Source organism: uncultured Streptococcus sp., assembly GCF_963518475.1.
Lineage (GTDB): Bacteria > Bacillota > Bacilli > Lactobacillales > Streptococcaceae > Streptococcus.
Genome location: NZ_CAUQJA010000007.1, coordinates 72536 through 92724 on the forward strand (window position 1 = coordinate 72536; position 20189 = coordinate 92724).

General features: G+C 41.9%; 18 protein-coding genes and 1 pseudogene. 13 read left to right on the forward strand and 6 right to left on the reverse strand.

All coding sequences use genetic code 11. The features are described from left to right. The first annotated feature begins 28 nt into the window (after positions 1-28). Positions 29-1879, forward strand: coding sequence for a nucleoside-diphosphate sugar epimerase/dehydratase (locus RYK12_RS04275; RefSeq protein ID WP_314847176.1), 1851 nt, complete (start codon positions 29-31; stop codon positions 1877-1879). A 109-nt stretch (positions 1880-1988) separates the two neighbouring features. On the opposite strand, the gene RYK12_RS04280 is transcribed toward RYK12_RS04275, so the two are convergent. From RYK12_RS04280 to sdaAB, 3 genes are read right to left on the reverse strand one after another with little or no spacing between them, the layout of a single operon-like run. Beyond that, positions 1989-2621 carry an HAD family hydrolase gene (locus RYK12_RS04280; protein ID WP_261141502.1) on the reverse strand — a complete coding sequence of 211 codons (633 nt, stop codon included), beginning with the start codon at positions 2619-2621 and terminating at the stop codon, positions 1989-1991. Between the two features lie 21 nt (positions 2622-2642). Beyond that, entirely contained in the window at positions 2643-3515 is an 873-nt protein-coding gene (gene sdaAA, locus RYK12_RS04285) for an L-serine ammonia-lyase, iron-sulfur-dependent, subunit alpha (protein ID WP_000500043.1), read from the reverse strand. An 8-nt stretch (positions 3516-3523) separates the two neighbouring features. Continuing rightward, complete coding sequence (gene sdaAB, locus RYK12_RS04290) at positions 3524-4195, reverse strand: L-serine ammonia-lyase, iron-sulfur-dependent subunit beta (RefSeq protein ID WP_000838912.1); 672 nt, start codon at positions 4193-4195, stop codon at positions 3524-3526. A gap of 239 nt (positions 4196-4434) precedes the next feature. Here sdaAB and RYK12_RS04295 point away from each other — a divergent pair, with 239 nt between their 5' ends. Then, positions 4435-5085: a LysM domain-containing protein gene (locus tag RYK12_RS04295; protein ID WP_084887758.1), complete on the forward strand. Its 651-nt coding sequence runs from the start codon at positions 4435-4437 to the stop codon at positions 5083-5085. A gap of 52 nt (positions 5086-5137) precedes the next feature. Here the strand turns inward: RYK12_RS04295 and RYK12_RS04300 are convergent, their stop codons facing one another. Beyond that, positions 5138-6001: a helix-turn-helix transcriptional regulator gene (locus tag RYK12_RS04300; RefSeq protein ID WP_314847191.1), complete on the reverse strand. Its 864-nt coding sequence runs from the start codon at positions 5999-6001 to the stop codon at positions 5138-5140. Positions 6002-6322: 321 nt separating this feature from the next. Here RYK12_RS04300 and RYK12_RS04305 point away from each other — a divergent pair, with 321 nt between their 5' ends. The 10 genes and pseudogenes from RYK12_RS04305 (at position 6323) to mnmG (ending at position 17661) form a co-directional block, all read left to right on the forward strand. Further along, a complete protein-coding gene (locus RYK12_RS04305) occupies positions 6323-6910 on the forward strand; it encodes a hypothetical protein (protein WP_261079716.1) in 588 nt (195 codons plus the stop codon). 150 nt (positions 6911-7060) lie between these two features. Next, entirely contained in the window at positions 7061-9169 is a 2109-nt protein-coding gene (locus tag RYK12_RS04310) for a bacteriocin-associated integral membrane family protein (RefSeq protein WP_314847194.1), read from the forward strand. Continuing rightward, positions 9166-9807 (forward strand): ABC transporter ATP-binding protein, encoded by a 642-nt coding sequence (locus RYK12_RS04315; protein ID WP_261012095.1) that lies wholly within the window; start codon positions 9166-9168, stop codon positions 9805-9807. The genes RYK12_RS04310 and RYK12_RS04315 overlap by 4 nt, the downstream gene beginning before the upstream one ends. A gap of 205 nt (positions 9808-10012) precedes the next feature. Next, complete coding sequence (locus tag RYK12_RS04320; RefSeq protein ID WP_001038479.1) at positions 10013-10819, forward strand: ABC transporter substrate-binding protein; 807 nt, start codon at positions 10013-10015, stop codon at positions 10817-10819. 16 nt (positions 10820-10835) lie between these two features. Continuing rightward, positions 10836-12032 (forward strand): argininosuccinate synthase, encoded by a 1197-nt coding sequence (locus RYK12_RS04325; RefSeq protein ID WP_261012094.1) that lies wholly within the window; start codon positions 10836-10838, stop codon positions 12030-12032. A gap of 28 nt (positions 12033-12060) precedes the next feature. Beyond that, a complete protein-coding gene (gene argH, locus RYK12_RS04330) occupies positions 12061-13452 on the forward strand; it encodes an argininosuccinate lyase (RefSeq protein WP_314847198.1) in 1392 nt (463 codons plus the stop codon). Positions 13453-13600: 148 nt separating this feature from the next. Continuing rightward, positions 13601-14722 carry a tRNA 2-thiouridine(34) synthase MnmA gene (mnmA, locus tag RYK12_RS04335; RefSeq protein ID WP_314847200.1) on the forward strand — a complete coding sequence of 374 codons (1122 nt, stop codon included), beginning with the start codon at positions 13601-13603 and terminating at the stop codon, positions 14720-14722. Positions 14723-14862: 140 nt separating this feature from the next. After that, positions 14863-15318: pseudogene (locus RYK12_RS04340) on the forward strand (NUDIX hydrolase). Positions 15319-15326: 8 nt separating this feature from the next. Continuing rightward, entirely contained in the window at positions 15327-15758 is a 432-nt protein-coding gene (locus RYK12_RS04345) for an NUDIX hydrolase (protein ID WP_314847201.1), read from the forward strand. Beyond that, positions 15748-17661, forward strand: a complete 1914-nt coding sequence (mnmG, locus tag RYK12_RS04350; RefSeq protein ID WP_314847202.1) for a tRNA uridine-5-carboxymethylaminomethyl(34) synthesis enzyme MnmG — start codon at positions 15748-15750, stop codon at positions 17659-17661. The genes RYK12_RS04345 and mnmG overlap by 11 nt, the downstream gene beginning before the upstream one ends. A gap of 37 nt (positions 17662-17698) precedes the next feature. On the opposite strand, the gene rnjA is transcribed toward mnmG, so the two are convergent. Both rnjA and RYK12_RS04360 read right to left on the reverse strand, forming a co-directional pair. Then, complete coding sequence (gene rnjA / locus RYK12_RS04355) at positions 17699-19378, reverse strand: ribonuclease J1 (protein ID WP_120164143.1); 1680 nt, start codon at positions 19376-19378, stop codon at positions 17699-17701. A 1-nt stretch (position 19379) separates the two neighbouring features. Further along, complete coding sequence (locus RYK12_RS04360) at positions 19380-19613, reverse strand: DNA-dependent RNA polymerase subunit epsilon (protein ID WP_000639571.1); 234 nt, start codon at positions 19611-19613, stop codon at positions 19380-19382. 277 nt (positions 19614-19890) lie between these two features. On the opposite strand from RYK12_RS04360, the gene RYK12_RS04365 reads away from it, so the two are divergent. Beyond that, entirely contained in the window at positions 19891-20106 is a 216-nt protein-coding gene (locus RYK12_RS04365) for a hypothetical protein (protein ID WP_000282478.1), read from the forward strand. Positions 20107-20189: the final 83 nt, after the last annotated feature.

The window sequence follows — 20189 nt, forward strand, 5'->3', positions numbered from 1 at the left end:
GAGCTCTTTTAAGGAGGAGTAAATTTCTATGAATAAAAAACTCACAGATTATGTGATTGATCTGGTGGAAATTTTAAATAAACAACAAAAACAGGTTTTCTGGGGAATATTTGATATTTTGAGTATGGTGGTTTCCATCATTGTATCTTATATTTTATTTTATGGGCTGATTAATCCAGCACCTGTTGACTACATTATCTATACGAGTTTAGCCTTCCTGTTCTATCAATTGATGATTGGATTTTGGGGATTAAACGCTAGTATTAGTCGTTACAGCAAGATTACGGACTTTATGAAAATCTTTTTTGGTGTGACTGCTAGCAGTATCTTGTCATATAGTATCTGCTATGCCTTCTTGCCTCTCTTCTCTATCCGTTTCATCATTCTCTTTATCTTGTTGAGTACCTTCTTGATTTTATTGCCACGGATTACTTGGCAGTTAATCTACTCTAGACGCAAAAAAGGCAGTGGTGATGGAGAACACCGCCGTACTTTCTTGATTGGTGCTGGTGATGGCGGAGCCCTCTTTATGGATAGTTACCAACATCCAACCAGTGATTTGGAACTGGTCGGTATTTTGGATAAGGATGCGAAGAAAAAGGGACAAAAACTTGGTGGGATTCCTGTTTTGGGTTCATATGATGAATTGCCTGAATTAGCCAAACGTCATCAAATCGAGCGTGTTATCGTTGCGATTCCGTCGCTTGACCCGTCAGAATATGAACGTATCTTGCAGATGTGTAATAAGCTGGGTGTCAAGTGTTACAAGATGCCTAAGGTTGAAACGGTTGTTCAAGGACTTCACCAAGCAGGTACTGGCTTCCAAAAAATTGATATTACAGACCTTTTGGGACGTCAGGAAATTCGTCTTGACGAATCGCGTCTGGGCGCAGAACTGACAGGTAAGACAATCTTAGTCACAGGTGCTGGTGGCTCAATCGGTTCTGAAATCTGTCGCCAAGTTAGTCGTTTCAATCCTGAACGCATCGTCTTGCTCGGTCATGGGGAAAATTCAATCTACCTTGTTTATCATGAATTGATTCGCAAGTTCCAAGGGATTGATTATGTACCAGTTATTGCCGATATTCAAGACTATGACCGTTTGTTGCAAGTCTTTGAGCAGTACAAGCCAGCTATTGTTTATCATGCGGCAGCCCACAAGCACGTTCCTATGATGGAGCGCAATCCAAAAGAAGCCTTCAAAAACAATATTCGTGGAACTTACAATGTTGCTAAGGCTGTTGATGAAGCTAAAGTACCTAAGATGGTTATGATTTCGACAGATAAGGCGGTTAATCCACCAAATGTTATGGGAGCAACCAAGCGAGTGGCTGAGTTGATTGTCACTGGCTTTAACCAACGTAGCCAATCGACTTACTGTGCGGTTCGTTTTGGGAATGTTCTTGGTAGTCGAGGTAGTGTGATTCCTGTCTTTGAACGTCAGATTGCTGAAGGCGGTCCTGTAACGGTGACAGATTTCCGCATGACCCGTTACTTTATGACCATTCCAGAAGCTAGCCGTTTGGTTATTCACGCTGGTGCTTATGCCAAGGATGGGGAAGTCTTTATCCTTGATATGGGCAAACCAGTCAAGATTTATGACTTGGCCAAGAAAATGGTCCTTCTAAGTGGACACACCGAAAGCGAAATTCCAATTGTTGAAGTTGGAATCCGCCCAGGTGAAAAACTCTACGAAGAACTCTTGGTATCAACCGAACTTGTTGATAATCAGGTTATGGATAAGATTTTTGTTGGTAAGGTTAATGTGATGCCTTTAGAAGCCATCGATCAAAAGATTGAAGAGTTCCGCACTCTTAGTGGAGATGATTTGAAGCAAGCTATTATCGCCTTTGCCAATCAAACCACCCACGTTGAATAAAAACAGAAAAACGCATATTATCAGTTCTGAAGAATCTTGGTAATATGCGTTTTGCTATGTAGAAACTTGCTCCATTTTCTTCTGAAATGGGGTTTTCGCCCAGTCTATGTTATTGAAAATACGCCAAAACTTCTATGGGTTTGTGAGCAATATAATCAGGCTGATAGTTTAGTAGATCTGCTTGCTCTCCAAATCCCCAAGTAACGGCCAATTTCTGAATGCCTGTTTCTTGAGCTCCAAGCATATCAAACTTGGTATCTCCGATGATGATGGCTTGTTCCGATGCTAGTTGATGTGTCTGCAAGGCTTGGCGAATGACATCTGCCTTATGGGGTGCTTCAGGGCTGGAACCATAAATGCCATCAAAGAAATGATGGATTCCCAAGTTTTTAGTCATGTCTTGAGCGGTAGGGGTATTCTTTGTAGTGGTGATATAAAGAGGATATTTGCTTGATAGCTCCTTAAGCAAGTCTATAATCTGGGGAAAGAGTTGAGCTTCATGGATACCTTTTGCCTTGTAGTAAGAACGGTATATCTGCACGGCTTTAGAAATTTGTTCTTTAGGCAGGCAGGTCGCAAAACTACTTTCGAGAGGCGGCCCCATAAAACCACGAATAGTTTTGGCATCAGGGCTAGGTACTCCTAGCTCCTTAAAGGTATAGGTAAAGGCATTGTGAATCCCGATAGAACTGTCAACGAGGGTTCCATCCAGATCGAAAAAAATCGCTGTGATAGAGGTCATGGTTTCTCCTATTTGATAAACTTATTCTCCGAAAATTTCTTTTTGGAGGCGACGACCAGTAGGGGTGGCAGCGAGTCCACCTTCAGCTGTTTCACGAAAGGCAGTTGGCATGCTTGCTCCTACTTGGTACATGGCATCGATTACTTCATCCACAGGAATTTTAGATTCGATACCTGCCAAGGCCATGTCTGCTGCGATGAAGGCAAAGCTAGCTCCCATGGCATTACGTTTAACACAGGGAACTTCAACCAAGCCGGCAACAGGGTCACAAATGAGGCCCAGCATATTTTTAATAACAAAGGCAATGGCCTGACTGGCTTGATAAGGTGTCCCACCAGCAGCCAGAGTCAAGGCGGCAGCACTCATAGCAGAGGCAGAGCCGACTTCGGCTTGACAGCCACCCTCAGCACCTGAGATAGAAGCGTTGTTTGCGATGACTAGTCCAAAGGCACCTGCAGCAAAGAGGAAATCCAGCTGTTGCTCGTGGCTGAGGTCTAATTTTTCAATAGCAGCAGTGAGAACCGAGGGCAGACAGCCGGCACTTCCTGCTGTCGGAGTGGCACATACCAAGCCCATTTTAGCATTGTGTTCATTGACTGCGATGGCATTTCGGGCAGCCGAGAGAATCGTGTAATCTGACAAGGTTTTTCCGTTTTTGATGTAGTGGTCCAATTTGGCAGCATCTCCACCTGTCAGTCCACTACGAGATTTATTTTCATTGAGCCCGAGTTGGACAGAGGCTTTCATGACTTCCAGATTTCGTTCCATGAGAAGGAGGACTTCTTCACGTTCGCGACCGGTCAATTCAAACTCTGTTGTAATCATGAGTTCTGCGACATTTCCTTGAAAGTCCAGATCTGCCTGCTCGACCAATTCTTTGATAGAATAAAACATGCTTCCTCCTATTTAAAGAAATTGACATTGTGGAGATGAGGGATTTTTCGAATTTCTTCGATGGCCTCATCACAGTTTCGACTGTCAACTTCGATAATCATAATGGCTTTTTCACCAGCTTTTTCACGAGTAACATTCATCTGGGCTATATTGATACCATAGCGTGAAAGAGCCTCCGTTACAAGGGCAATCATACCTGGAATATCTTGATGAACAATGATGATAGTCGGTGTATTCATATTGAGAGAGACGGCAAAGCCATTGAGTTCGGTGACCTGAATATTTCCTCCACCGATAGAAATACCAGTCACACTGATAGTCTTGTGGGCATTTTTGACAGTAATTTTAGTGGTGTTTGGGTGAGGAGCATTGCTGTCTTTCTGAATAGTCCAGACAATCTTGATGCCACGCTTGTGGGCAATCTCCAGACTATTTGGAATTTCAGGATCATCTGTATCCATGCCCAAAATACCTGCAACAAGGGCTAGGTCTGTCCCGTGACCACGATAAGTCTTGGCAAATGAGTTAAATAGTTGGAATTCGACTTCTGTCGGAGTATCATCAAAAATGGAAGATACAATCTTCCCAATACGAACAGCACCAGCGGTATGGCTACTAGATGGGCCAATCATAACTGGTCCGATGATATCAAAGACAGATTGAAAACGAAGTGATTTCATCAGTTTCCCCTTATAAAAATTCTTATCTCTATTATATCAAAGAATGAGTATCTTGACTTTAATTGTAGATGAAAACCTTTTTAATGCCACAAATAGCATAAAATAGCGACTTTTATGACAAAAATGGCTTATTTAGGGAAATAAAAAATAATTTTGTAATATTTCTACATAAAAGTGTCAAGAAACAGTAATATTTAAAGGGTATGATAGTACTATAGAAAGAAGGAGAATTTTCGAATATGAAATCAACAACTAAAAAGATTAAAACAACTCTTGCAGGAGTAGCTGCCTTGTTTGCAGTATTTGCTCCATCATTTGTATCTGCTCAAGAATCATCAACTTACACTGTTAAAGAAGGTGATACACTTTCAGAAATCGCTGAAACTCACAACACAACTGTTGAGAAATTGGCAGAAAACAACCACATTGACAACATCCATATGATTTATGTTGGTCAAGAGTTGGTTATCGACGGTCCAGTAGCACCAGCAGCAACACCAGCGCCAGCTACTTATGCAGCACCAGCTGCTCAAGATGAAACTGTTTCAGCTCCAGTAGCAGAAACTACAGAAGTAGTAGAAGAAGCAGCACCAGCTGCAAGCGCTCCTGTAGCAGAAGAAACTGTTGCTACAGCAGAAACTTCAGCACCAGCCGCAACTGTAAGCGGATCTGAAGCAGAAGCTAAAGAATGGATTGCACAAAAAGAATCAGGTGGTAGCTATACAGCTACAAATGGACGTTACATTGGACGTTACCAATTGACAGATTCATACTTGAACGGTGACTACTCAGCTGAAAACCAAGAACGTGTAGCAGATGCTTACGTTGCAGGACGTTACGGTTCATGGTCAGCCGCTAAAAACTTTTGGCTTAACAACGGCTGGTATTAAGAAATAGCGAACAGAATAATATGAAAAGGTCGAGGAAATCCCTCGACTTTTTTTATAATTTCTTTGGTTGGTAATAGGTCTCTACTTCTTTTTTGAGATGAGACAGCATGGAGGTTTCCTCGGTGATCTCCAGAAGGGAGAAACCTTTTTGAATAAGTTTAGCATCATCCCTACAAATCCCAATACGGACATAGCAGATAGCAAGCCTATCGTAGCTTTTCTTGTTCTTGGCGTCCTCTAGTAACGTATAGCAGATTTGCTTACACATGTTTTTGTCTTGATTGTATAAGTAAATAGTGGAAAGGTTGAGTAGGATTGTCACTCGTAATTCATATAAATGTTGAAAGTTTTTATAGACTTCCAAGCGTTGCAATATTTTTTCAGTGATGAGATGGAGGTGTTCGATGGGAAAGCTGAAAAGGATGGTATTGAGAATCTTTAGATCATTTTCATACCATGTATCTTGTTTTTCAATTTTCTCCCAAAGTTTTTTGACAGTCTGTTTCACTTGGTCTGACAGTTGCTCTGTAACATGTTGACGGATATGAATGACAACTTCCAACATATCCCTGATTTCTTCTATGGGCAGGTCGTGGTGGGTTTTGAGATAGTCTTGGCATTTTTGAAATAGTTTTTCGAGTTCACTAGTCCCCAGGATTGAGCTCATATTGAGATAGGTTTGCATGATTTCTGTTCGTTGGCTCGGTTGATAGAGGTGGCAGATATAGTCAAACTCTTCAAAACTCATATTGATTTGCCGGAGAAGAAACTCCATATTTTCATATTTGGGAGTTACCTTGCCACTTTCAATCTTTGATAGGCTAGTTCTTGAAAGGACATCTCCGCAGACCTCTTCTTGTGTTAAGCCTTTTGACTCACGTATTTCTTTATAGACCTTTCCGAAATCATAACGCATGATTTACTCCTTTTCGTGAAAAAAGTTAACAAATAATAAAATCCTATTAAAAATATTGTATCATAGTAATATAAAAAGTAGAAAAGAAAACTAAAATAAGCTTGGTGTAATTTTAAAATGGGCTTAACAGTACTATGATGTAGCTAGAAAAGAGGTGGAAAAATGTTTAAAAATAAGGAGCTTTTTCGAGTAGTCATGATATTTGTGATAGGAACTATCCTCATTTTAATGACACCAGTCTTATTTAAAGTTGTTATGGAACTATTTTCAAAATAAATAGGGCTCTGCTTTAGGCGGAGTCGTGAATCAGGAGGTTAAGTGATGAACTACAATTTAAAATATCTTTTATCAGGAATATTTATCATAGTCTTTATAGGTTTCCTAGTCTGGATGCGTTATTTTAATCAGAAGAAGGAAGAAGAGCATTCGGATGTGTCTTTTGAAGCAAGGTTAGATAGTGAGGTCAAGACCTTATATAAACAACTAGGATTGGGTGAGGAGCCTCATTATTTCTTAGCCTATCGCTACCTACATCCCTGGTTTAATTTGGCGATTTTACCACCAACAGTTGAAATTTTCTTAACTAAAATAGCGCTGGTGATGGTGACTCCAGATGAACTACTGATAAGAAATCTTGGGAATGGGATGACTTTCACAAGTGAGCACCATCGTGATTTGCGACAAGGACTTATCCGCATTCCAAAATCAGAGATGAAAGAATTTGAGATTCGCAACTGGAAAAGAGTTTTTATATTTGGCGATTTTTTGACAATTAAAACAAGCCAACATAGCTATTATTTGCAGGTTAGAGATGATGGACTTCAAAAAGGAAGTCTTTCAACCAAACATTTCTCAGACTTGAAACGACAAGATTTTCTAGGATTATTGACAGATAAAAGAACATTCTGATTGACAATTGCCCAAAAAACTAACCTCTAAATATTCAAAAGCCACGCAGTGTTTGCATCCTTGAACACAATTAAGCTGAGAGAATCACTGTGTGGCTTTATTGGAAAGTTAGTTTTTTCCCAGTTTCGTCTCTTCACGGGAGGTATCTCTATGAAAAAAATCAGTCATCTTTGTATGCTCTTGCTCTTACTGTGTACTACGTTTTTTGTCCTGAATGTAAATGTTACACGAGAAATAGTGCGGATTCAGGAGATGGGCAAGACAACTTATTCATTTGACTTGTACTTGAAAGATGTCACTAAACCGACAGAAACGATTCTCCAGTTTTTTGAAGAGGTTGCAAGTCAAGACAAGGTCTCTATTATCAAAGTAGATAATGGCGATGAGGCCGTCAAGGCTGGTGTTTTTAATAAGGAAACCTTCCCCTATCAGGAGTTCGGTCTGACTTCTCTTGATTTTTCAAAGAACGAAAAGGGGGTCTACAGCAACCAGGATCTTCCCAATAATCTAGGCACTATTCCCACCTTTTTGAAGGTGAAACTCATTCGACTCCAGACCTTCCAATCCTATATTGAGGATAAATCCCATACTGTAAATGGGCGCTATATGATTACCTCCAGCAAAGAGATAGATCGTGATACCATTCTACAAAAGTGGAGTGATTTTTTCCAGATAGATAAGACGATTTTATTAGAACCCACTTACCGAAGTCAGGTTGGAGTGTTAAATCAAGCTTTGTTACTATCTATCATTATCTTTATCTTGGCAATCTTGCTTGTGATTTTAATGACAGTTTATCAGCCGATGATGGAGATGAAACGAGTGGGGGTTCAAAAGTTACTTGGTTTTCAAAGCAGGGCGATTTTAGCTGGTTTTGTAAAAACTAATTTTTATCTTCTCTTGGGTGGAAGTCTTATCATTGACTTGGGACTATTTTTAATGCTGGATTATAGGCCGAAACTTTTGTTTCCAAGTTTACTCTTATCCCAATTTCTGCTTTTACAGTTGTATTTGTTCATCAGTTGGCTGACCTACCTGATGATTCAGAAAATGACAGTCAGCTCCATGTTGAAAGGTTTTTCATCTGTCAAACTTGGTCTCATCTTCAATTATGTGATGAAAATAGGGACAACTATTTTACTGACGGCCTTACTGATTGGGGTGGGCAAAAGTCTAGAACAAGAAAACAAAGAACTTGCTTATCAGCAACAGTGGGTAAGCCAAGGCAATTACTTGACCTTAGAAACCTTCCAACTCAATGATAACCTGTGGCAAGAAGAGCTAGCAGGTTCAGGGAAATCTACAGATTATTTCTACCAATTTTATCAAGACTTGCTAGCAAAAACACAAGTAAACTATGTGCGAGGTGCGAGTCTTCCTATCAAACCAGTCATCAAAGCAGAACAAGTGCAGCAGTACCAACTGCCTGATGAGGTAGATGTTTACTATGCTAATAGCAATTTTCTAAAGAGCAAGGGATTCAAGTTACCAGATACCGGCACTAAAAAAGTTATTTTGATGCCAGCCAGTGATAAAGGACAAGAAGGCAAGAATCAGTTCTTGGGAAAATCCATCGCCTATCTTTCTATGAGGTATGAAGATCAACAAAAGAAAACAATAGAAGATATGGATGTGGAAATTGCCTACTATGAAGGAGATTGGTCTTTCTTCCCTTATAATAATGAGCGAAAGGAAAATCTCCACAATCCAATCATTAGTCTGGTGAATGATCAAGACATGATGTGGGAAGAAAAGACTCGCTTGTCAACGACAGGTTTAAACAACCCGATGAAAGTTGAAAATACAGAACAAAATCAAAAAGTGATTACAGAGTTAGTCGATAACTTATCTGATGGTAGCTATTTAAAATTTTCATCGATTCAAGCAATTCAAGAGGAGCTAGTCGATACCTATCGGGATTCTGTTCGTAATTTTAACGTTCTTTTTGCCTTATTTGCTCTTCTCAGTATGATTGTCTCCTACTTTTTACTCGTTACCACTTTCTTGTTGAAGCGCAGGGATATCATTACCAAGAAGTTTATGGGGTGGAAACTGGTCGATCGCTACCGAGCTCTCTTAGTTCTGCTCTTGCTGGGCTATAGTCTCCCCCTTCTAGTCTTGATTTTCTTTGCCCATGCGTTCTTGCCACTTCTGCTGTTTGCAGGCTTTACATGTCTGGATATACTATTTGTGCTAGTTTTGGCTTCTAGGATGGAGAAAAGAAGTCTAGTAGAGTTATTGAAAGGGGGCATCTTATGATTGAGTTGAAAAATATTACGAAAACCATTGGGAGAAAAGTGATTTTGGATAACTTGTCTCTCAGGATTGATCAGGGGGATTTGGTAGCCATTGTTGGTAAGAGTGGTAGTGGTAAGTCGACCTTGTTAAATTTATTAGGTTTGATAGATAGTGATTACAGCGGACGGTATGAGATTTTTGGTCAGACAAATCTAGCGGTCAATTCTGCCAAGTCGCAAATAATAATCCGTGAACACATCTCTTATCTATTTCAAAATTTTGCTCTGATTGATGATGAAACGGTCGAGTACAATCTTATGCTGGCGCTGAAATATGTGAAATTGTCTAAGAAAGACAAGCTCAAAAAGGTGGAAGAGATTTTAGAGAGAGTAGGTTTGTCAGCTACTTTGCATCAAAAGGTCTCCGAGTTGTCTGGTGGCGAACAACAACGAATTGCAGTTGCTAGAGCCATCTTAAAACCAAGCCAGCTGATTTTAGCCGATGAACCAACAGGTTCTCTGGATCCTGAAAATAGAGATTTGGTCTTGAAGTTTCTCTTAGAGATGAATCGAGAAGGGAAAACAGTCATTATTGTGACCCACGATGCTTATGTAGCCCAACAATGTCATCGGATCATTGAATTGGGCGAGGGGAAATGAGTCCGTTTAGCTCCTTTTGACTGACTGAATACTCATATTTCCAGAGAGAAATAGCATAAATACGCCTAGGAATGACATTTTTATGTAGTATTTCTAGGTTTTTTTGTTTCAAATTGAAAAATTTTTCAATTTCGACTTGACAAATGATGAGGATAAGAGTATTGTTTATACAACCAAAAAGAATAAACATAAAGGAGGCTTTGTTATGAATAAGATGAAGAAGGTGTTGATGACGATGTTTGGTTTAGTGATGCTCCCCCTACTATTTGCTTGTAGTAACAATCAATCGGCTGGAATTGAAGCCATCAAGTCCAAAGGAAAATTGGTTGTAGCCCTCAATCCAGATTTTGCTCCATTTGAATACCAAAAAGTGGTTGATGGGAAAAATCAGATTGTGGGTTCAGACATCGAATTAGCCAAGGCTATCGCAACAGAACTAGGTGTCGAATTGGAACTATCACCCATGAGTTTTGACAATGTACTGGCTAGTGTTCAATCAGGAAAAGCCGATCTTGCCATATCTGGTGTTTCTAAGACAGATGAACGAAGCAAGGTGTTCGATTTTTCAACTCCCTACTATACTTCAAAAAATAAGCTCATTGTCAAAAAATCTGATTTAGCCACTTATCAGTCTGTCAAAGACTTAGCGCAGAAAAAGGTCGGAGCGCAGAAAGGTTCGATTCAAGAGACGATGGCGAAAGACTTGCTACAAAATTCATCCCTCGTATCTCTGCCTAAAAATGGGAATTTAATTACAGATTTAAAATCAGGGCAAGTGGATGCCGTTATCTTTGAAGAACCTGTTGCCAAGGGATTTGTGGAAAATAATCCTGATTTAGCAATCGCAGACCTCAATTTTGAAAAAGAGCAAGATGATTCTTATGCGGTCGCCATGAAAAAAGATAGCAAGGAATTGAAAGAGGCGGTCGATAAAACCATTCAAAAGTTGAAGGAGTCTGGGGAATTAGACAAACTCATTGAGGATGCCTTTAAAGCGTCCATTGAAAAATAGAAAGAAGGAAAAGAACATGAGTAAAGAAAAAGTAATTTTGGCCTATTCTGGCGGTTTGGACACATCAGTTGCTATTACCTGGCTAAAGAAAGACTATGAAGTTGTTGCAGTTTGTATGGATGTGGGTGAAGGGAAAGACTTGGATTTCATCCATGATAAGGCTCTTAAGGTTGGGGCAGTCGAATCTTATGTCATTGATGTTAAGGACGAATTTGCTACAGATTATGTGCTAGTGGCTCTTCAGTCACATGCCTATTATGAACAAAAGTACCCCTTGGTATCTGCCTTGAGCCGCCCTCTTATTTCTAAAAAATTGGTTGAAATAGCGCATCAGACAGGAGCTACTACAATTGCTCATGGTTGTACAGGTAAGGGGAATGACCAAGTACGTTTTGAAGTATCGATTGCAGCCTTGGATCCCAATTTAAAAGTGATTGCGCCAGTTCGTGAATGGAAATGGTCTCGGGAGGAAGAAATTCATTATGCCAAGGAAAATGGGGTACCTGTTCCTGCTGACCTTGACAATCCCTACTCTGTTGACCAAAATCTTTGGGGACGTGCCAATGAGTGTGGTATTTTGGAAAATCCATGGAATCAGGCTCCAGAAGAAGCCTTTGGCATCACATCTTCTCCAGAGGAAGCTCCAGACACGCCAGAATACATTGAGATTGAGTTTAGTGAAGGCGTTCCAGTTTCCCTCAATGGAGAAGGGCTAAAATTGGCAGATTTGATTCAAAAACTCAATGAAATAGCTGGGAAACATGGGGTTGGACGGATTGACCACGTGGAAAATCGCTTGGTGGGGATTAAATCAAGAGAAATCTATGAGTGCCCAGGGGCAGTGACCCTGCTGACAGCTCATAAGGAAATTGAGGATTTGACGCTTGTGAGAGAAGTGGCTCATTTTAAACCAATTATAGAAAATGAATTATCAAATCTCATTTATAATGCTTTGTGGTTTAGTCCGGCTACACAAGCCTTGATTGCTTATATTAAAGAGACTCAAAAAGTTGTTAATGGGACTGCAAAAGTTAAACTGTATAAGGGAAGCGCTCAGGTCGTGGCTCGGAAATCACCAAATTCACTTTACGATGAAAATTTGGCGACATATACTAGCGCAGATACCTTTGACCAAGATGCGGCTGTTGGCTTTATTAAGTTGTGGGGGCTTCCAACCAAGGTTCATTCTGAGGTTCAAAAAAGCGCCAAATAGGGCGATTGACTAGAGAGGTGGATGTGATATGGCTAAGAATACAAAATTATGGGGTGGTCGCTTTGAAGGTACTGTCGAAGATTGGGTAGAGCGCTTTGGTGCGAGTATATCTTTTGACCAGAAATTAGCTAAATTTGATGTGATTGGTTCTTTAGCCCACGTTCAGATGTTGGGTCAGACGGGCATTTTGAGTTTGAAGGAGTCAGAAAAGATTCAAGAAGGCTTGAAAGAGCTCCTAGAAGAGCTAGAGGCAGGCCAACTTGACTTTGATATCGCAAACGAAGATATTCATATGAATATGGAAGTGTTGCTGACAGAAAAAATTGGTCCTCTTGCAGGGAAACTACATACAGCTCGTTCTCGAAATGACCAAGTTGCGACAGATATGCACTTGTATCTCAAGGAGCAACTAGGCCATGTCCTAGATAAACTGGCTCATCTCAGGGGTGTTTTATTAGATTTGGCGGAAAATCATGTGGAGACGATTATGCCGGGCTATACCCATCTGCAACATGCCCAGCCTATTAGTTTTGCCCACCACCTGATGGCTTACTACAATATGTTTCAAAGAGACAGTGAACGCTTTGAATTTAACCAGAAGCATACAGATCTATGCCCTCTAGGTGCGGCAGCTTTAGCAGGAACGACTTTCCCCATTGATCGCCAATTGTCTAGCGATTTGCTGGAGTTTAAGCAACCTTATACAAATTCTTTGGATGCTGTTAGTGACCGCGATTTTATCTTAGAATTTCTGTCAAATGCCAGCATACTCATGATGCATATGAGCCGTTTTTGCGAAGAAATGATCAATTGGTGTAGCTTTGAGTACCAATTCATTACCTTGTCAGATACGTTTACAACAGGTTCCTCTATTATGCCCCAAAAGAAAAATCCAGATATGGCTGAGTTGATTCGAGGAAAGACTGGTAGAGTTTATGGGAATCTGTTTGGACTGTTGACAGTCATGAAGTCCTTGCCCTTAGCTTATAATAAGGATTTGCAAGAGGATAAGGAAGGAATGTTTGATACGGTCGAAACGATTTTAAATTCCCTCGATGTATTGGCAGGTATGTTATCTAGCTTGCAGGTAAACAAGGAAAAAATGCAAGAGTCTACAGAGAAGGACTTTTCAAATGCGACTGAGTTGGCAGATTATTTGGCAGGGAAAGGCTTGCCATTTAGAGAAGCTCATGAGGTTGTGGGAAGATTAGTGCTAGACTCTATCAAGTCTGCTAAAAATATTCAAGATTGGACTTTGGAGGAATTACAAACCTATCATTCCCTCATTGCAGAGGATATTTATGTCTACTTGCAACCTAAAACTGCTGTTCAAAGACGAAATTCCTTGGGAGGTACAGGATTTGACCAAGTGAGATACCAGATTGCAGTTGCTAAGAAAGCGAATGAAGCTAGAAAGTGATAGATTGATAAGAGGTTAGTCGATTGACAGCCTCTTTCTTGTCTTCTCTAACCAAGCATGTTATAATGAATACTGCTCAAGCGACCTTCAATCGTTAAAGCACACACGACCTTCAATCGTGAATAAACGAATAGATGGGAGACTTACCATGAGTGATAACTCTAAAACACGTGTTGTCGTGGGGATGAGTGGTGGTGTTGATTCGTCGGTGACGGCTCTTTTGCTCAAGGAGCAGGGCTACGATGTTATCGGTATCTTCATGAAGAACTGGGATGACACAGATGAAAATGGCGTCTGTATGGCGACCGAAGATTACAAGGATGTAGCTGCGGTAGCAGACCAACTTGGCATTCCTTACTACTCTGTCAATTTTGAAAAAGAGTACTGGGACCGCGTTTTTGAGTATTTCCTAGCGGAATACCGTGCAGGGCGCACGCCAAATCCAGACGTTATGTGCAACAAGGAAATCAAGTTCAAGGCTTTTTTGGACTATGCCATGACCTTGGGAGCAGATTATGTAGCGACTGGGCATTATGCCCGAGTGGCGCGTGATGAGGATGGTACTGTTCACATGCTTCGTGGCGTGGACAATGGCAAGGATCAGACCTATTTCCTCAGCCAACTTTCACAAGAGCAATTACAAAAGACTATGTTTCCACTGGGACATTTGGAAAAACCTGAAGTTCGCAGACTCGCAGAAGAAGCAGGACTTGCGACTGCTAAGAAGAAAGACTCGACAGGGATTTGCTTTATCGGAGAAAAGAACTTTAAAAACTTCCTTAGCAACTACCTGCCAGCTCAGCCTGGTCGCATGATGACAGTGGATGGTCGCGATATGGGCGAGCATGCAGGACTTATGTATTATACAATCGGTCAGCGTGGTGGTCTGGGTATCGGTGGACAACACGGCGGTGACAATGCCCCTTGGTTCGTTGTCGGAAAAGACCTAAGCAAGAATATTCTCTATGTCGGACAAGGTTTCTACCATGATTCGCTCATGTCAACCAGCCTTGAGGCTAGTCAGGTTCACTTTACTCGTGACATGCCAGAGGAGTTTACGCTCGAATGTACGGCTAAATTCCGCTACCGTCAGCCTGATTCTAAGGTGACCGTCCATGTCAAAGGAGACAAGGCAGAGGTTATCTTTGCAGAACCGCAACGCGCCATCACACCAGGTCAGGCAGTTGTCTTTTACGACGGGGAAGAGTGTCTAGGTGGTGGTTTGATTGACAATGCTTACCGCGATGGACAAGTTTGTCAGTACATTTAGATTGACAAATTTTCTCAATTTGCTACAATAATAAAAGCAATAGAAATGATGGTCAAAGCTCATGGATGTTGCAGGCTTTTTTGTCCTGCACTTCTTTGGAGTTTTGACTGTTTTTGTGTCGTTTAGAGGAAAGGACAAGAATGATTCAACAAGACTTTCGGACAAAAACAGGAAATACAGTTTTTGGAGTTCGGGCGACAGCCTTGATTGTCCAAAATCGCAAGCTCCTAGTCACCAAAGATAAGGGCAAGTATTACACTATTGGCGGTGCCATCCAAGTTAACGAAAGAACGGAAGAAGCGGTAGTCCGTGAAGTGAGGGAAGAACTGGGTGTCGAAGCTCAAGCTGAGCAACTAGCTTTTGTTGTTGAAAATCGTTTTGAATAAGATGGTGTCTATTGGCACAACATCGAGTTTCATTATCTGGTGGACTTGCTTGAGGATGCCCCGTTGACCATGCAGGAAGATGAGAAAAGGCAGCCTTGTGAGTGGATTGATTTGGATCAGCTTAAGGGTATCAATCTAGTTCCAGCCTTTTTGAAAACAGCCCTGCCAGATTGGGACGGCCAACTAAGACACATTCATCTTGAGGAATAGGAGAGAAAATGATGGTTAAGCTTATTGCCCATGTACTTGTTCATAGTGGTGATGATTATTTGCTCATTCAGCGTTCGGAAATTAAAAGAGGACAACCCAATGTTTATCCAACTTACTGGGATATTCCTGGTGGCGGGGTTGAAAAGGGTGAACTTCCGCGAGATGGAGTTCTTAGAGAATGTATTGAAGAAGCGGGAGTTAGGCTAGATAGCAGTTTGCTCAAACTTCTTCACGAAGATAGTCAACTGGATACCTCTAAGGATATTGTCTTTACTCGCTTAGTTTATAAAGCAGAGTGGGTTGGGGAGAAGCCGATTATCAGATTAGATCCTGAAGAGCATACGCACTTTAAATGGGTTACTATGGCTCAAGCTCTAGAGGAGGAGAAGTTAGTTCCTTATTTGCGAGAAATTTTTGAAAGGTTAAGAAATGACTTATAATTTTACTGAAGAATACGATATTATTGTAATTGGTGCGGGACACGCTGGGGTCGAGGCTTCCTTAGCTGCTAGCCGTATGGGCTGTAAAGTCTTACTTGCGACTATCAACATTGAAATGCTGGCTTTCATGCCTTGTAACCCCTCTATCGGTGGTTCTGCCAAGGGGATCGTTGTGCGTGAAGTTGATGCCCTAGGTGGCGAGATGGCCAAAACCATTGACAAGACTTACATCCAGATGAAGATGCTCAACACAGGGAAGGGGCCAGCTGTCCGTGCCCTTCGTGCGCAGGCTGACAAGGAGCTTTACTCTAAGGAGATGCGCAAGACGGTTGAAAATCAAGAGAATCTGACCCTTCGTCAAACCATGATTGATGAGATTTTGGTGGAAGACGGCAAAGTTGTCGGTGTGCGTACAGCAACCCACCAAGAGTATGCTGCTAAGGCTGTTATCGTGACGACAGGGACGGCCCTCCGTGGGGAAATTATCATCGGAGACCTCAAGTACTCATCAGGTCCTAACCACAGCTTGGCTTCTATTAACCTTGCTGACAATCTCAAGGAACTGGGCCTCGAAATCGGTCGTTTCAAGACAGGAACCCCTCCACGTGTCAAGGCTTCTTCAATCAACTACGATGTGACCGAGATTCAGCCAGGAGACGAAGCGCCTAATCATTTCTCATACACTTCACGAGATGAGGATTATGTCAAAGACCAAGTGCCATGCTGGTTGACCTATACCAATGGTACCAGTCATGAGATTATCCAAAACAACCTCCATCGTGCGCCTATGTTTACAGGTGTGGTCAAGGGAGTGGGACCTCGTTACTGTCCGTCGATTGAAGACAAGATTGTGCGCTTTGCGGACAAGGAACGTCACCAACTCTTCCTTGAGCCAGAAGGGCGCAATACTGAGGAAGTCTATGTCCAAGGCCTCTCAACCAGTCTACCTGAGGATGTCCAGCGTGACCTGGTTCATTCTATCAAAGGTTTGGAAAATGCAGAGATGATGCGAACAGGTTATGCCATTGAGTATGATATGGTCTTGCCTCACCAGTTGCGTGCGACTCTGGAAACCAAGAAAATCTCAGGTCTTTTCACTGCTGGTCAGACAAATGGAACGTCAGGTTACGAAGAGGCTGCTGGGCAAGGGATTATCGCAGGTATTAATGCGGCTCTGAAAATCCAAGGCAAGCCTGAATTGATTTTGAAGCGCAGTGACGGTTATATCGGTGTGATGATTGACGATTTGGTGACCAAGGGAACCATTGAACCCTACCGTCTATTGACCAGTCGTGCTGAATACCGTCTCATTCTCCGTCATGACAATGCCGATATGCGTTTGACAGAGATGGGACGCGAGATTGGACTTGTGGACGATGAACGCTGGGCTCGCTTTGAAATCAAGAAAAATCAATTTGTCAATGAGATGAAGCGCCTAGACAGTATCAAACTTAAGCCAGTCAAGGAAACCAATGCCAAGGTTGAGGAGATGGGCTTCAAGCCGTTGACAGATGCAGTGACAGCCAAGGAATTCCTTCGCCGTCCAGAAGTTTCTTATCAAGATGTGGTGGCCTTTATCGGGCCAGCTGTAGAGAACTTGGATGACAAGATTATCGAATTGATTGAAACAGAAATCAAGTACGAAGGCTATATTTCAAAAGCCATGGATCAGGTTGCCAAGATGAAGCGCATGGAAGAAAAACGCATTCCAGCCAATATCGACTGGGATGACATTGATTCTATCGCAACCGAAGCCCGCCAGAAGTTCAAACTCATCAATCCAGAAACCATCGGCCAAGCCAGCCGTATTTCGGGAGTAAACCCAGCAGATATTTCTATTTTGATGGTGTATCTTGAAGGTAAAAATCGTAGTATTTCTAAAAATCAAGAAAAGAAAGCATAGAGAAAAACAGCTCCGTTTTCGGGGCTGTTTTCTTGCTTTATTCTTCGTCTGGTGTGAGGATCATCGGGATGATGATCGGTTCACGTTCTGTATTTTCATAAAGGAAGGGGCGAATAGCGTTGACAATGGCACCATTGACAGATTGCACGCTAGCATCCTTGTTTTTCAGTGCGATACGAATTGCATTGAAGAGGATGCGTTGGCTTTGGCGAATCAAGTCGCCAGACTCTCTCATGTAGACAAAGCCTCGGCTGAGGATGTCTGGACCAGATAGAATCATCTGCGATTTGAAGTCAACAGTTGCGACTGCCAGAACGACACCGTCTTCAGATAGATCGCGACGATCTTTTAGGACCGCAGCGCCGATTTCACCGATACGATTTCCATCTACATAGATATCTTGGGCGTTGAAATGACCTGCGATACGAGCTGAGTCAGCAGTAAGGGCAAGCACATCACCATTGCTCATGATAAAGATATTGTCCTTCTCAACACCAGTATCTACCGCCAGTCCAGCGTGGACTTTTTGCATGCGGTATTCACCGTGAACAGGCATGAAGTATTTTGGCTTAATCAAGCGGAGCATAAGTTTTTGCTCTTGCTGGCCACCGTGTCCAGATGTATGGATATTGTTAACCTTACCGTGGATAACTTCGACACCAGCTTCAGAAATGATGTTAATCAGCTTGTTGACGCTAGTAGTGTTTCCAGGGATCGGACTAGAAGAGAAGATAACAGTATCGCCGGGTTGGAGTTGCACCTGACGGTGGGTTCCGTTGGCGATACGAGAGAGGGCCGCCATAGGTTCACCCTGACTACCTGTACAGAGGATCAGAACTTCGCCTGCAGGGTAGTCTTTGATTTCATTTGGCTCGATAAAGGTTCCCTTAGGAGCTTTGATGTAGCCAAGATCGATTCCGTTGACAATGGCCTTTTCCATAGAGCGACCAAAGACCGCAATCTTGCGTCCAGTCTTAACAGCAGCTTCTGTTGCTTGCTGGAGACGGAAGATATTTGAGGCAAAGGATGCAAAGATGATACGTCCTTCAATGCCTTGGATAATCTTCATGATGGACTGGCCAACGACTTTTTCAGAGTTGGTAAAGGTTGGAATTTCTGCATTTGTCGAGTCAGACAGGAGACAGAGTACACCGTCTTCACCAAGAGCTGCCATACGGTGCAAATCTGCTGGTTCACCAACTGGTGTTAAGTCAAACTTGAAGTCACCCGTACAGACAATTTTCCCTTGAGGAGTATGAATGACAATCCCCAAAGGTTCTGGAATAGAGTGAGTCGTTCTAAAGAAAGTTGCCTTGAGATTTTTAAAGGTCAACTCAGTATTGTGGTTGATTTCGTAAAGTTTGGCGTTGCGCAAGAGGCCGTGTTCTTCGAGTTTCCCACGGATCAAAGCCAAGGCAAGCGGTCCAGCATAGATAGGGACATTTGCTTGCTTGAGCAGGAAAGGAATCCCACCGATGTGGTCCTCGTGTCCGTGTGTAATCAAGACAGCCTTGACGCGGTCGATATTGTCCACGATGTATGAGTAATCAGGAATGACGTAGTCGATACCCAGCAAATCATCTTCTGGGAATTTAATCCCAGCATCGACGATGATAATCTCGTCTTGGTATTCAATCCCGTATGTGTTTTTCCCGATTTCTCCCAGACCACCGATGGCAAAAACGCCGACTTCTTCAGGTTTAAGAGTGTAGGCCATATTAGAACTCCGTAATTTCGAAGGCGCCAGTTTCTTTTTCGTAATCTAGCAATTTGTCAGACAAGAGTTCGATATACTCGATATTGTACTCTGGGCGATTTTCTTCGACAAGTTGGCGAGCAGCGATACGGCCCTCAAGTTCTGAGTTAGCATCGATGTCTAGGTATAGTGCGCGTGTTGTTTCACGACGTGGGCTACGTTCTTTTGTTTCTTGATAAAAAACTTTGTAAATCATATAGTTCCTTTCTATTTACAGGTCAGCTTATTCCAAACTTTTAGCAGAGATTTGCTTGATTTCATTTCATTTTGTGTCTAGATTGACCTTGATTCGTTACAATTATTTCAATTATACCACAAAATGAAAAATTAGTAAAAGACGGAAACGAGAAAGTCACATAAGCACTCAAAGGTAAGCGTTTGCAAAAATAAAGAAAATATGTTATCTTGATAATGGAAGTGAAATTTATTGCTTGTCATAATTCCATATAGTTTTAAGTCAAGGAGGTTGCCCTATGTATAACTTATTTGCTTTTGCTATCGGAGCTCGCTTGGTGGCTTTTATTGTGTTTGTTGCTTGCGTTTACGCTGGGAATCTTCTATTTGCCAAACTGGAACGACGACAAACCAAGTTCTTGTGGAAAATTACCTTTGTGACTCTCTACTCGCTTTTTCTCCTCCTCGTAACCTATGTAGTTTGGTTTGTATTTTACTTTGGATTAAATGCTTAGATGTCCTGCTCATGCTGGGGCATTTTTGTTATGTGACTATTAGTCCGTCTCGCTCCGTTAGGTGCGAGACAAAACAACCACCC